This window comes from Micromonospora sp. WMMD961 (assembly GCF_029626145.1).
In the GTDB taxonomy this organism is placed as follows: domain Bacteria; phylum Actinomycetota; class Actinomycetes; order Mycobacteriales; family Micromonosporaceae; genus Micromonospora.
This window is the reverse complement of the sequence record NZ_JARUBJ010000002.1, coordinates 5,049,877-5,062,274: the sequence shown is the minus strand read 5'-3', so window position 1 is coordinate 5,062,274 and position 12,398 is coordinate 5,049,877. Positions and strand designations below refer to the sequence as shown.

The window sequence follows — 12,398 nt, the reverse complement described above, 5'->3', positions numbered from 1 at the left end:
TCGCCCGAGGAGACACCGCGCACATGAGACAACTGGCAATACGTCGCCGTGTGGCGATCGCCGCCGCCGCGTTGCTCGCCGTCGGCGGGGTGACCCTGCCCGCCGGTGCCGCACAGGCCGCCCCCGCCTGCGACGTGGTCTACGCGACCAACGACTGGAACACCGGCTTCACCGCCAACGTCACCATCAAGAACCTGGGCGATCCGATCAGTAACTGGACGCTCAAGTGGACCTTCCCGAACAGCGGTCAGCGGGTCACCCAGGGCTGGTCGGCGAGGTACAGCCAGTCCGGCAGTGAGGTCACCGCGACCAACGAGTCGTACAACGGCAACCTCGGCACCGGGGCGTCCACCACCATCGGCTTCAACGGTGCCCATTCGGGGACCAACCCGAAGCCCACGTCGTTCACCCTGAACGGCACCCCCTGCAACGGCACCCCGGCCAACCAGCCGCCGACGGTCTCGCTCGGCCTGCCGGCCGGGCCGTTCACCGCGCCGGCGGACGTGCCGCTGACCGCCACCGCCAGCGACCCGGACGGGACGATCAGCAAGGTCGAGTTCTACCGCAACGGCCTGCTGATCAACACCGACACCTCCGCCCCGTACGCCTACACGCAGGAGGACCTGCCGGCCGGCAGTTACACCGTGCAGGCCAAGGCGTACGACAACGCCAACGGCATCGGGGTCGACGAGAAGGCCTTCACCGTCGGCGCCGCCACCGGCCCGACGCTGGTCGCCACGCCGTCCGCGGTGAGCGTCACCGAGGGCGGCACCGCCACCTTCAACCTGAAGCTCAGTGCCGCGCCGACGGTCAGTGTGCCGGTCACCCTCACTCGCACTGGCGACTCCGACATCACGGTCTCGCCGGCCACCGCCACGCTGACCTCGAGCAACTGGAACACCGGGGTCACCGTCACGGTCGCCGCGGCGGAGGACGCCGACACCGTCGGCGGTGCCGCCACCATCACCGCCTCCGCCACCGGCCTCGCCTCGCTGGCGGTCACCGCCACCGAGATCGACAACGACACCCCCGGCGGCGACAACGCCTACACGGCGAAGTTCCTCGAGCAGTACGGCAAGATCAAAAATTCGGGCTACTTCAGCCCCGAGGGCGTGCCGTACCACTCGGTGGAGACGCTGATCGTCGAGGCGCCCGACCACGGCCACGAGACCACCTCGGAGGCGTTCAGCTTCTGGCTCTGGCTGGAGGCCTACTACGGCAAGGTCACCCAGAACTGGGCGCCGTTCAACAACGCCTGGACGGTGATGGAGAAGTACATCATCCCCACGCACGCCGACCAGCCGACCTCCGGCTCCGCGGGCACCCCGCAGTACGCAGCGGAATACAACCTGCCCAGCCAGTACCCGTCGGCGCTGAACCCGAACGTCCCGGTCGGCCAGGACCCGCTCCGCTCGGAGTTGCAGTCCACCTACGGCACCGGCGACATCTACGGCATGCACTGGCTGCTGGACGTCGACAACACCTACGGCTTCGGTCGCTGCGGTGACGGCACCACCAAGCCGGCCTACATCAACACCTTCCAGCGGGGCACCCAGGAGTCGGTGTGGGAGACCGTCCCGCAGCCGTCCTGCGACACCTTCGAGCACGGCGGTCAGTACGGCTACCTCGACCTGTTCGTCAAGGACACCGGCGCTCCCGCCAAGCAGTGGAAGTACACCAACGCCCCGGACGCCGACGCCCGCGCCGTGCAGGCCGCGTACTGGGCGCTGACCTGGTCCAAGGCGCAGAACAAGCAGGCCGACGTCGCGGCCACCATCACCAAGGCCGCCAAGATGGGCGACTACCTGCGGTACGCGATGTTCGACAAGTACTTCAAGAAGATCGGCAACTGCGTCGGGGCCAGCACCTGCCCCGCCGGCAGCGGCAAGGACTCGGCGCACTACCTGCTGTCCTGGTACTACGCCTGGGGCGGCGCGTACGACGCCAGCCAGAACTGGTCCTGGCGGATCGGCTCCAGCCACAACCACTTCGGTTACCAGAACCCGTTCGCGGCCTGGGCGCTGACCAACACCCCGGAGCTCAAGCCGCAGTCGGCGACCGCTGTCGCCGACTGGACCAAGAGCTTCGAGCGGCAGCTGGAGTTCTACACCTGGTTGCAGTCCGCTGAGGGCGGCATCGCCGGTGGCGCCACCAACAGCTGGGACGGCAGTTACGCCCAGCCGCCGGCCGGCACCAGCACCTTCTACGGCATGTTCTACGACGTCGACCCGGTCTACAACGACCCGCCGTCGAACCAGTGGTTCGGCATGCAGGCCTGGTCGATGCAGCGCATCGCCGAGCTGTACCAGCAGACCGGCAACGCGAAGGCCAAGGCCCTGCTGGACAAGTGGGTGCCCTGGGCGATCGCCAACACCACCCTCGGTGCCAACTGGTCGATCCCGTCGGACATGGCGTGGACCGGCCAACCGACCACCTGGAACCCGTCCAACCCGCAGCCCAACACCGGCCTGCACGTCGAGGTCATCAGCAAGGGCCAGGACGTCGGTGTCACCGCCGCCTACGCCCGGATCCTGATCGCGTACGCGGCCAAGTCGGGCAACGTGGCGGCGAAGGACACCGCCAAGGGGCTGCTCGACGCGCTGTCGGCCGCCAGCGATGCCAAGGGTGTCTCCACCACCGAGACGCGGGGCGACTACCGGCGCTTCGACGACGTCTACAACGCGTCGACCGGGCAGGGCCTCTACGTCCCGTCGGGTTGGACCGGGACGATGCCGAACGGCGACGCCATCGCCGCGGGCAAGAGCTTCCTCGACATCCGGTCCTTCTACAAGAACGACCCGGACTGGCCCAAGGTGCAGGCGTACCTGAACGGCGGCCCGGAGCCCACCTTCAACTACCACAGGTTCTGGGCACAGGCTGACGTCGCCATGGCGTACGCCGACTACGGCAGCATGTTCCCGAACGGCTGAGACGACCCGGGGTGGGTGGCGTGGACCGCCCACCCCGGGATTCGGTAAGGGTCCGGGGAACGACGGACCCTGACCGGAGGACGGCCTGACACCCACGGTCAGGCCGGGGTGGGCCGGCCATCTGGCCGACGCAGCGGATCGGCTGGCCCACCCCACCGCCCGGACTGGAGCCAGTCGCGAAAAAGCCCAGAAATTCGGGCCTTCACGGGATCACGCTGAAGTCCACGACGGAGTAACGTACGTCACCGGAGAGGCCGCTCCCCCCGTGGCGGCCTCTCCACTTTCTTGGCCCCCCTGACCGGCCCCGCTCGTGATCGTCACGACGGTCGCCGGCAAGCGTTGCCAGCCGTGCCGAATCGCTCGACTGCCCACGACCACGGGCCGAGTCACGACGCCCGCCCGGCCGGCTCGTCAGTGCCTTCGGTGAGCGGGTGACGCAGGCCCGGGTGCCCGGCCGGCAGCGAGCGCCGCAGCACCACCCAACTCAGTGCCAGCGCCGCGGCGACCAGCGGCCAGGTCAACGCCACCCGGGCCACTACCAGCGCGAGCACCTGCCCACCCAGATAGAGCGGCACGAACACGGCCAGCCGCAGCAGGTAGGTCGCCGTCCACACCCAACTGGCCCGGCCGTACCCCCGCAGGAGCGCCGGGTCGCGCCGCCACCGGGCGCGCTGCCCCAGCACCGCGCCGACCAGGACGCCGAGCAGTGGCCAGCGCACCACGATGCTGACCATCCACGCCAGAGCGCTCGCGGCGTTGGACAGCACCTGGATCAGAAAGAAGTTCTCGGCTCGGCCGGTGCGCACCGCGATCAACGCCGCGACGCAGACCGCCAGCAGCCCGATCAGCACCGACCGCGGCCGGTCACCCCGACGCAGTCGTACGCCGGCCACCACCGCGCCCACGGCCAGCGCCGCGCCCACCCCGCCCCACAGCGACTCGCCGCCCAGCAACCAGCCCGCCGCGAACGCCAGGGGTGGCAGGGTGGCGTCCACGGCGCCGCGTCGCCCACCCAGCAGATCCGTCAGCGACTCGGCGTGCGCCGGCCCTCCCGGGCCGCTGTCGGCGCCTGCCCCGGCCGACCCCGGATCGGTGCCCTTCCGCTGCTCCGGCCCGGGCTCGGCCTCGTCGCTGTCGCGCCCCGGTGCTCCGCTCACCACCGCCTCCTCGCCTCCGGCACAACCTAACCGTCGACGCGCGGTGGGCCACCGATCGGCTGGCCGGCACTGGCCGCTACGGTGTGCGGATGCGCGCGACGGCACGGGGTTGGACCGCGGTCTGGTTGGTCGTACTGGCCCTTGTCCAGGCGGCTGCCTTCCTCGCCGTGTGGCGGGTGGCCGTGCACACCGAGATCGGTCAGTGGGTGGACACCGTCGCACTGACCGGCAACCGGATCGGCCAGGACACCATCGACGGACCCGTCGACCGGATCCTCAACGCGATGTCGGTGGTCTCCCTGCTGGCCGCCACCGCGATGATCGGCTTCATCGCGTTGATCCGGGGACGGATCGCCCTGGCCGTCACCGCGACCCTGCTGATCGCCGGAGCGAACGTCTCGACCCAGCTGCTGAAGTACGGGTTGAACCGCCCCGACTTCGGCCTCGATCCGGAGCGCGCCGAGGTGGGCAACAGCCTGCCCAGCGGGCACACCACCGTGGCCGCGTCGGTGGCGATCGCGCTGATGCTCGTCCTGCCGCGCAAGGTGCGGGCGGTCGGCGCCTTCATCGGTGCCGGCTATGCCGCCGCCGCCGGAGTCGCCACCCTCTCCGCCGGCTGGCACCGGCCCAGCGACGCGGTCGCCGCGTACCTGGTGGTGGGTGTGTGGGCGGCGTTGGCGGGGCTGCTCCTGCTGATCACCCAGCGGGAGCAGGCCGAGGTGGCCCCCGGCGACGCGCACCGGATCGCCGCGCTGGTGCTCGGGCTGGGCGGTCTGCTCGCCCTGGTCGCCTGCGGGTTGGCCCTGGCGTGGCTGGTCGAGTTGCGCGGCACCGGGCCGCAGGAGCTGACCCGCAGGCCACTGTTCGTCGGGTACGCGGGCAGCGCCGCCGGGATCGCCGGCACGATGGCGGTGGTCATGGCGCTGGTGCTCACCGTCGTGCACCGGCTCGTGCCCCGGGTCAAGGGCTGAGCCGGCGTGGATCCCGCCCGCGCGGCGTTCTCGGCCGAGTGCGCACAGCTCACCGAGGTCCTGGCCGGTCTGGTCGACGCCGACCTCGACGGACCCACCGACTGCCCGCCGTGGACCGTCCGGGAACTGATCGCACACGTGCGCACCGGCGTCGGCCGGCTGACCGACATGCTGGCCGCGCCAGCCCCGCCACGCGCCGAGGTGGACGCCGCCGGTTACTTCGGCCGGGCGAAGTTCACCGAGCAGGTGGACGCCGACCGGATCGACGGCGGGCGGCGCGACGCCCTCCAGGTGGGCCAGCCGGCGCTGGCGACCGAGCTGGAGCGAGCGTGGCGGGCCACCGACGCGGCGGTGGCCGCCGCCCCGCCCGATCGGGTGGTGCGGACCCGACACGGCGACGCGATGCGCCTCACCGAGTTCCTGCGGACCCGGGTCGTCGAGGTGGGCGTACACGGTCTGGACCTGGCTGCCGCGCTGGGCCGGCCGCCGTGGCTCACCGCCCCGGCGGCCGAGGTGATCGCCGACCTGCTCACCGGGGGGCGCGCGGCACCGTCCGGTCTGGGCTGGGACCGGCTGACCCTGATCCGCAAGACCACCGGCCGGGCGGCGCTGACCGCCCCGGAACGGGCCGCGATCGACGCGGCGGGCTTCCGCTGGCTCGCGTTCGGTCGCTGACCCCGGGCGGGTCAGCTCGCGGAGCGGGGTGCGGGGACGTGCGGGGCGACGCCGCGCAGGTGCGTCAGGACGACCGGGTCGATCCGGCCGGGCACCAACCGCTCTTCCAGGTTCTCCAGCCCCGCCCAGGAGACCAACGCTGCCTCCGGCCCGTCGCCGGCCACCGGATGGCCCAGTGCCCTGAGCAACGCGGCCACCTCCTCGGCGACCGCGCCGCTCAGGTCGAGCAGGGTGGCCGGGTCCGGGCGACCGAACAGCATGGTGTGCACGGCGAGCAGCCGGCTCAGCTCGGCGACCGGGTCCGGGTGATCGTCCACGCGAAGGTCGACCAGCACGTCGCTGGTGCCGCCGTACCCGCCGCCGCGCTCGACCACCAGCAGCCCGGCGCTCTGCCGACCACGCCGGTCGCCACCGGCCTCCTCGCCGGCCCGCAGCGCGGCAACCAGCCGCTCGGCGAACGGCAGCGCCGTCCCCGCCAGCCACGCCTCGCCGAGGGCGTCGACGACCTCCGGACCGGTGAGCACGTTGCCCTGTGCTGCCCAACCGTCGCCGGTCCGCCCGCCGGCCCACGGAAGGCAGGCCGGCCCGGTCCAGCTGGCACCCGGACCGCTGGCACCGACCACCCCGAGCTGGCGGTGCTCCCGCTCGGGATCGGCGGCGACCAGCCCGGCCACGACATCGGCGGCGGCCACTCCGGTGCGCAGCAGGGTGAGCCCCTGCGGGCGGTAGGCGAGGTTGACGTGCGCCTGGGTGGCCAGCGCGCCGACCTCGGCGGCGGCGGCCGGCACCAGCGCACCGGCGGCGAGGAACTTGCTGGCGACGGCCACGCCGTGCAGGCGGCCGTCGGCGGAGCGGCCGACGAGCGAGAAGGTCACCGGCCGAGATTATCCGGTCGCGCCGGCAGGACATCGCCGTACGTCGTCGTCTCAGAACGGTGGTGCGGCCGGCTCCGGTGGGGCGCCGCGCGCCCGGCGGGCGTCGGCGATCGCGACCGCGCCCAGCACCAGCACCCCGACCACGGTCGCGACCACACCCGGCAGGAACAGCAGCGGCACGGCCGACACCGCCAGCGCCAGCAGGGCGATCCAGCGCGACGGCGAGACCCGCGCGAACACCTCGTACTCGAGGCGGGACCGACCGGCCAGGAACAGCGCCGGACCGCCGAGCACCAGGGCCAACCACGCCCCCGGGATTCGTTCCAGTGGATGTTCGATGATCAGTTCGTATCCGATCGCGGTGGCGGCGAGCCCGACCACCATCACCAGGTGGGTGTCGGCCGCCGACCGGCCGATGGTGGCGGGGTGCCGGGCCTGCGTCACCGCGTCGCCCAGGATCCGCCCGGCCCGCTGGACGTAGATCCGCCACAGCATGATCGACGTGGCCAGCGCGAGCGCGAACGCCAAGGCGTGTCCCGTCTCGTACGGTCCCCTGCTGTACGCGAAACCGGCCACCAGGATCGTCTCGCCCAGGGCGACGAGGAAGAACTGCTGGTACCGCTCGGCCAGGTGCTCCCCGGCGATCTCCCACTTGGAGATCGTCGAACGGCCCAGCCCCGGGACCGGCCAGCCACAGCGGGCGGCCAGGTACTCGATCACCAGCGCGGTCGTCCAGAACACCACCTGCATGTTGGTCTTCAACATCGCGCCGCTGATCCAGAACACTCCGCTGACGGCGAACACCACCGCCATACGCACCTTCAACCGGCGGTACGGGTGCGGCCCCAGCGCGATCGAGAGGATGACCGGTCGGGTCACCTGCGCCACCACGTACGCCACCGCGAACATCAGCGCGGTGTCGCTGAACGCCCGGGGAATCGCCACCCCCATCACCATGCTGCACACCAACGCGGTGATCACCACGGTCTGCAGCGGCAGCCGGTACGGGTCGTACCGGCTGGCCGTCCACGCGGTGCCCTGCCAGACGGCCCAGAGCGCGAGCAGCAACAGCAGGGTCTTGCCGCCGCCGGTGACCGTGCCCCAGGCATGCTCCCGGCCCGGATCCTGGGTCAGGTCGTCGAACGCGCGCGCCGAGATCCGGGTGAGCGCGAAGACGTACACCAGGTCGAAGAAGAGTTCGAGGAAGGTGGCCCGGCCGGGAGTGGTCGCCGCAGGGACCGGCTCCAGGCGTCCCGCTGCCCTGGAACCCATGGTCAGCGGCCTACGCCGTCGATCTGGTCCACCTGGCAGTCGTAGCACCCCCTGATGGCACCCACCGCCGGAAACCGGCGATTCTGCCCAGTACGGGGATCTTGCTCGGGTGCCCGTCAACGGGCACGATCGATCGGTGACGAATCGATGGGGCATGACGGTGCCGCTGGGCGGCATCCCGCTGGCCGACCACGAGGCGGTCTACGCGACGCTCGACCGGGCCGGGTTCACCGACGTCTGGTCGTCCGAGGTCGCCGGGACCGACGCGTTCACCCCGCTGGCGCTCGCCGCCGCCTGGCAGCCCCGACTGCGGCTCGGCACCGCGATCACGCCGGTCTTCACCCGGGGCCCCGGGCTGCTGGCGATGAGCACTGCGGCGCTGGCCGAGGCCGCGCCGGGTCGGTTCTCGCTCGGCATCGGGGCGTCCTCGCCGGTGCTGGTCCGCGACTGGAACGCGGTCCGGTTCGAGGAGCCGTTCCGGCGGACCCGTGACGTCCTGCGCTTCCTGCGCGCCGCGTTGCGCGGTGAGACCGTCGACGAGGTGTACGACACCTTCACCGTGCGCCGGTTCACGCTGGAACGACCACCAGCCGTGCCGCCACCGATCCTGCTCGCCGCGCTGCGCCCGGGAATGCTCCGGCTGGCCGGGGCGGAGGCGGACGGGGTCATCCTCAACTGGCTCAGCGCCGACGACGTGCCGCGTGCCCTCGCCGAGCTGGGTGAACGACGCCCCGGCTTCGAGGTCGCCGCCCGGATCTTCGTGTGCCCCACCGAGGACGCCGCGTACGCCCGGACGTTGGGCCGGCGGCTGATCACCAGCTACCTGACCGTCCCGGCGTACGCCGAGTTCCATCGCTGGCTCGGCCGGGACGAGACGCTCGCCCCGATGTGGGAGGCCTGGGCCGCCGGTGATCGACGCGGGGCCAGCGCGGCGGTTCCGGACGACGTGGTCGACGCCCTGGTGCTGCATGGCTCACCCGAGCGGTGTCGCGCCCAGGTGCGCCGCTACGCCGACGCCGGTGTCGACGTGCCGGTCTTCGCGCTGCTGCCGACGCCCGAGGTGACCGCCGGCGGCGCGACCGCGCTGACCACCCTCATCGCCCAGTTGGGCACCGACCCGATCGGAGCGTCCGGGTGAACCTCACCGACCGGATCGTGGTGGTCACCGGCGGCGCCGGCGGCATCGGGGCCGCGCTGTCGCGCCGCTTCGCCGCGGAGGGGGCCGCCGCCGTGGTGGTCGCCGACCTGGACGCCGACGCCGCGGACGCGGTGGCCGAGGGCATCGGCCCGGTCGCCCATCCCATCGCCCTCGACGTCACCGACGAGGAGCAGGTACGCGAGCTGGTCGCCGACACGGAGGAGCGCTACGGCCGGATCGACCTGTTCTGCGCCAACGCGGGGGTGGCCACCGGCGGGGGAGTGGAGGTCGACGACGCCGGTTGGGACCGGGCCTGGCGGGTCAACGTGCTCGCCCACGTCTACTCGGCCCGCGCGGTGCTGCCCGGGATGCTCGCCCGGGGTGGCGGGCACCTGCTGCACACCTGCTCGGCGGCGGGTGTGTTGACCGCGGTGGGCGACGCCGCGTACACCGCGACGAAGCACGCCTCGGTGGGGTTCGCGGAGTGGTTGGCCATCACCTACCGGGACCGGGGCATCCGGGTCAGCGCGCTCTGCCCGCAGGGGGTGGACACCCCGATGCTCGCCGACGGGATCGCCGAGGGTCACCTCGGTGCCCGGGTGATCGCCGTCTCCGGCGCGGTGCTCACCCCGGACCAGGTCGCCGACGCGGCCGTCGCCGGGTTGGCCGAGGAGCGGTTCCTGATCCTGCCGCACCCGGAGGTCGCCGACTACGCCCGCCGCCGCGCCGAGGACCCGGACGGCTGGCAGGCCGGCATGCGCAAACTCGTCCGCCGCCTGACCGCCTGACCGCCGTCACCGCGCCGGAACGCGTCCGGCGGCCAGGAGGTGGGCGCTCGATCCGACCAGCGCCGGTTCGCTGCTGTACAGCCGGGCGAGGTGCAACGCGCCGGCGAAGACGACGTCCTGGGCGGGCCCACCCGCCGCCGCTTCCGCCGCCGTCCAGGCCCGACCTTCCACGCCGTGTACGACGACATCGGTCAGCCCGGCGGCCGAACACTCGTCGGCGATCTCCTCCGCCCGATGGAAGTAGGCGTGGGTGAAACCCGTCGTCGGATCGTTGGTCCCGTCGGTCAGCAACATCCTCGCCTCCGCGAGCGTCGTCTCGTCAAGCCGCCCGGTGGCGGCGAAGTCCAGCGGCCCGGCGAAGCGCGAGATGGCGGCGGCGACGACGTGACCACCGGGTCGGGTGACCCGGACGGCCTCCCGCAGGGCCTTGACCCGGTCGGCGCGCCGCACCAGGTGGTAGAGGGGACCCAGCAGCAGCGCGGCGTCGTGGGTGTCGGTGGCGTCCGGCAACGAACGCGCGTCGGCGACCTGCGCCTCGATGGGAGGCTGCCCGGCACGGGCCTGCGCGACGTGAGCCGGTACCAGGTCCACCAGACGCACCTGGTAGCCAGCGTCGGCCAGCGCCCGCGCGTACTCGCCGGGGCCACCGCCGATGTCCAGGACGCGGGCACCCGGACCGGGCAGCACATCACGGAGGCACTCCATCGTCCGGATCCACTCCAGCCGTGCCTGGGGTCGTCCGGCGAGACGTTGGTCCTCCCGGTAGCGCTGCGTGTAGTAGTCGATGATGTCGCTCGCCTGCTGATCCATTCACTGATCGTCATCGGGGGTACGACGGGAGGGCAAGCGGGTTACCGCTCGGAAGGCCGTCCCCCGGTAGGGGGAGCACGTTCCCCTCCGCAGGGGTCGATCAGCCCGGCATTGCCGCAGACCATTGGCTGATGAGTCCTGGTGTGTGGTTTCAGGGTCTGAACCAGCGGCGCGGCAGATCGGAGCGTTCCGTCCGCGCTCATCGATCCGCGGTGGTTCCGGTGGCGTGCGCCGCCTTCGTGCTCGGCGAGGTGGCGCTGCGTCTGTACTGGCTCGCTGGCGGTCGCTGGGGTTACACCGCCTGCGATCGCACCGCCTTGGTCGACCCGACGGGCGGATGTGGCGCGGATCGTGTGCACACGCTGCCGTTCTGGGCGGGCTGGGGAGCGGTAGGAGTCGGCGTCGCTCTCGCGATCATCGTCGGGTGTGCGGTCCGATTCCCCGGCCGCACCGTCGCTGCCGCGAGCTGGGCGGCGAGCGCGCTGCTCCTGGTCGTCGCGTTCCCGCTGCACCTGATCTTCGAGGTCCCGGCGGCGTTGACCGGACGCCCCTCGGACTGGCGTGACCTCGGTGCCCGGCTCGCGCTGGTAGCCGGTGGCGTCCTGTTCGCCGGGCTCGCGAACGCCTCCGGTCCTCGGCGCGGCCCCGCGCCTGCCGGCTACCAGCCGGTGCCGAGGTGGACGCGCCGCTGGGCGTACGCCGCGGTCGCCCTGCCTGTGCTCGGCTGGGCCGTGCCGCACGGGCTCTGGGTCCTCGGCGTTCCGTTCGGCATCTCCGAGCGGAAGCTGGACGAGATCCAGCTGGATCTCTCCACGGAGACCGGCGTCGCGATCACTCTCGTCCCGCCGCTCGCCGGCCTGCTCGTCCTCGGGTTGGTGCAGCGGTGGGGTCAGCAGTTCCCGCGTTGGGTGCCGGGGTTGGGCGGTCGGCGGGTTCCCCGGCTGCTGGCAGTGATTCCGGCCGGGGTGGTGGCGCTCGCGTTGGTCACCTACGGCGTGCTGAGCGTCGCGGTGTTCGTCGGTCAACTGCGCACCGGAGACCTGCCGTGGTCGGAGGTGTGGGAGGGGTGGGCGACCAGCGCCACCCTGCTGGTGTTCCTCGGCTGGGGAGTGTCCCTCGGCGTCACGGCCACCGGTTACGCCCTCGCCACCCGGCCGCGTCGGCCTTCGGAGCCGGCGACTTCCCTGCCCGGCTCGGTCCGTCCACGATTGGAGCGCTCATGACCACCGAGTCCAACCGCACCTGGGCCGCCGACCCACCACGTTGGGCCGTCTGGGCCGCCTACGCCGTCCCGCTGTGCGTCCTGCCGTCCGCGGTCTGGCGACTGACCCTGCTGGTCACCGACGATGCCGTCACCTCGTGGTACATGATCTTCCTGTCCGTCCTCTCGATGGGGCTCGCGCTGTCGACACTCGGCCTGGTGCACCGGTGGGGTCAACGCCTTCCGCACTGGGTGCCACTGCTCGGCGGCCGTCCCGTGCCGGCGCGCCCGGTCGTGTTCGTCGCGCTGCTCGGCGGTTCGGTGCTCGTCGCCATCTGCGTCTATCTCCTCCTCAACAGCAAGCTCCATTTCGTGGAGCGCGGCTGGGTCGGGGTAGGCCGCGACGAACCCGCGCGTCCGGCTCCGACCTGGGAGGTGCTGCGCTACTACGCGCCGATGGTCGCCTGGGGGCCGCTCGTCATCGCCGTGGCCGCCGACTACGCCCGCCGCGCCGCCCGCCCCCGCCGCCCACCGGCAAGCCACCGTCTGGGTTGATCAAGAGGTTTGCGTCACCAGCGGGC

11 protein-coding genes are annotated in these 12,398 nt (G+C 72.3%); 7 read left to right on the top strand and 4 right to left on the bottom strand.

Annotated elements, in window-relative coordinates; translation table 11 throughout:
- Window positions 1–23 precede the first annotated feature (23 nt).
- Window positions 24–2,930, top strand: a complete 2,907-nt coding sequence (locus tag O7614_RS22825; protein WP_278140519.1) for a glycoside hydrolase family 48 protein — start codon at window positions 24–26, stop codon at window positions 2,928–2,930.
- A gap of 386 nt (window positions 2,931–3,316) precedes the next feature.
- Here O7614_RS22825 and O7614_RS22820 read toward each other — a convergent pair whose 3' ends face one another.
- On the bottom strand, window positions 3,317–3,949 hold the full coding sequence (locus O7614_RS22820) for a DUF3159 domain-containing protein (protein ID WP_278142339.1): 633 nt from the start codon (window positions 3,947–3,949) through the stop codon (window positions 3,317–3,319).
- A 221-nt stretch (window positions 3,950–4,170) separates the two neighbouring features.
- Here O7614_RS22820 and O7614_RS22815 point away from each other — a divergent pair, with 221 nt between their 5' ends.
- Both O7614_RS22815 and O7614_RS22810 read left to right on the top strand, forming a co-directional pair.
- The gene (locus O7614_RS22815; RefSeq protein ID WP_278140518.1) at window positions 4,171–5,058 is read left to right on the top strand and encodes a phosphatase PAP2 family protein; all 888 of its coding nucleotides are present in this window, start codon (window positions 4,171–4,173) and stop codon (window positions 5,056–5,058) included.
- 6 nt (window positions 5,059–5,064) lie between these two features.
- Window positions 5,065–5,733, top strand: coding sequence for a maleylpyruvate isomerase N-terminal domain-containing protein (locus O7614_RS22810; protein WP_278140517.1), 669 nt, complete (start codon window positions 5,065–5,067; stop codon window positions 5,731–5,733).
- Window positions 5,734–5,744: 11 nt separating this feature from the next.
- Here the strand turns inward: O7614_RS22810 and O7614_RS22805 are convergent, their stop codons facing one another.
- Entirely contained in the window at window positions 5,745–6,608 is an 864-nt protein-coding gene (locus tag O7614_RS22805; RefSeq protein WP_278140516.1) for a DUF1028 domain-containing protein, read from the bottom strand.
- A gap of 51 nt (window positions 6,609–6,659) precedes the next feature.
- Complete coding sequence (locus O7614_RS22800; RefSeq protein WP_278140515.1) at window positions 6,660–7,880, bottom strand: low temperature requirement protein A; 1,221 nt, start codon at window positions 7,878–7,880, stop codon at window positions 6,660–6,662.
- Window positions 7,881–8,034: 154 nt separating this feature from the next.
- Here O7614_RS22800 and O7614_RS22795 point away from each other — a divergent pair, with 154 nt between their 5' ends.
- Together O7614_RS22795 and O7614_RS22790 are read left to right on the top strand one after the other, a co-directional pair.
- Window positions 8,035–9,018, top strand: coding sequence for an LLM class F420-dependent oxidoreductase (locus O7614_RS22795; protein ID WP_278142338.1), 984 nt, complete (start codon window positions 8,035–8,037; stop codon window positions 9,016–9,018).
- A complete protein-coding gene (locus O7614_RS22790) occupies window positions 9,015–9,806 on the top strand; it encodes an SDR family oxidoreductase (protein WP_278140514.1) in 792 nt (263 codons plus the stop codon). Before O7614_RS22795 ends, O7614_RS22790 begins: the two co-directional genes overlap by 4 nt.
- Window positions 9,807–9,812: 6 nt before the next feature.
- On the opposite strand, the gene O7614_RS22785 is transcribed toward O7614_RS22790, so the two are convergent.
- Complete coding sequence (locus tag O7614_RS22785) at window positions 9,813–10,616, bottom strand: class I SAM-dependent methyltransferase (protein ID WP_278140513.1); 804 nt, start codon at window positions 10,614–10,616, stop codon at window positions 9,813–9,815.
- 212 nt (window positions 10,617–10,828) lie between these two features.
- Here O7614_RS22785 and O7614_RS22780 point away from each other — a divergent pair, with 212 nt between their 5' ends.
- Together O7614_RS22780 and O7614_RS22775 are read left to right on the top strand one after the other, a co-directional pair.
- A complete protein-coding gene (locus tag O7614_RS22780) occupies window positions 10,829–11,839 on the top strand; it encodes a hypothetical protein (RefSeq protein ID WP_278140512.1) in 1,011 nt (336 codons plus the stop codon).
- Window positions 11,836–12,372, top strand: a complete 537-nt coding sequence (locus tag O7614_RS22775; protein ID WP_278140511.1) for a hypothetical protein — start codon at window positions 11,836–11,838, stop codon at window positions 12,370–12,372. Before O7614_RS22780 ends, O7614_RS22775 begins: the two co-directional genes overlap by 4 nt.
- Window positions 12,373–12,398 lie beyond the last annotated feature (26 nt).

Bases quoted from the DNA above. Each gene is read 5' to 3' on its own strand.
- O7614_RS22785 (WP_278140513.1), bottom strand. From the start codon at position 10,616: ATGGATCAGCAGGCGAGCGACATCATCGACTACTACACGCAGCGCTAC.
- O7614_RS22795 (WP_278142338.1), top strand. From the start codon at position 8,035: ATGACGGTGCCGCTGGGCGGCATCCCGCTGGCCGACCACGAGGCGGTC.
- O7614_RS22825 (WP_278140519.1), top strand. From the start codon at position 24: ATGAGACAACTGGCAATACGTCGCCGTGTGGCGATCGCCGCCGCCGCG.
- O7614_RS22800 (WP_278140515.1), bottom strand. From the start codon at position 7,880: ATGGGTTCCAGGGCAGCGGGACGCCTGGAGCCGGTCCCTGCGGCGACC.
- O7614_RS22775 (WP_278140511.1), top strand. From the start codon at position 11,836: ATGACCACCGAGTCCAACCGCACCTGGGCCGCCGACCCACCACGTTGG.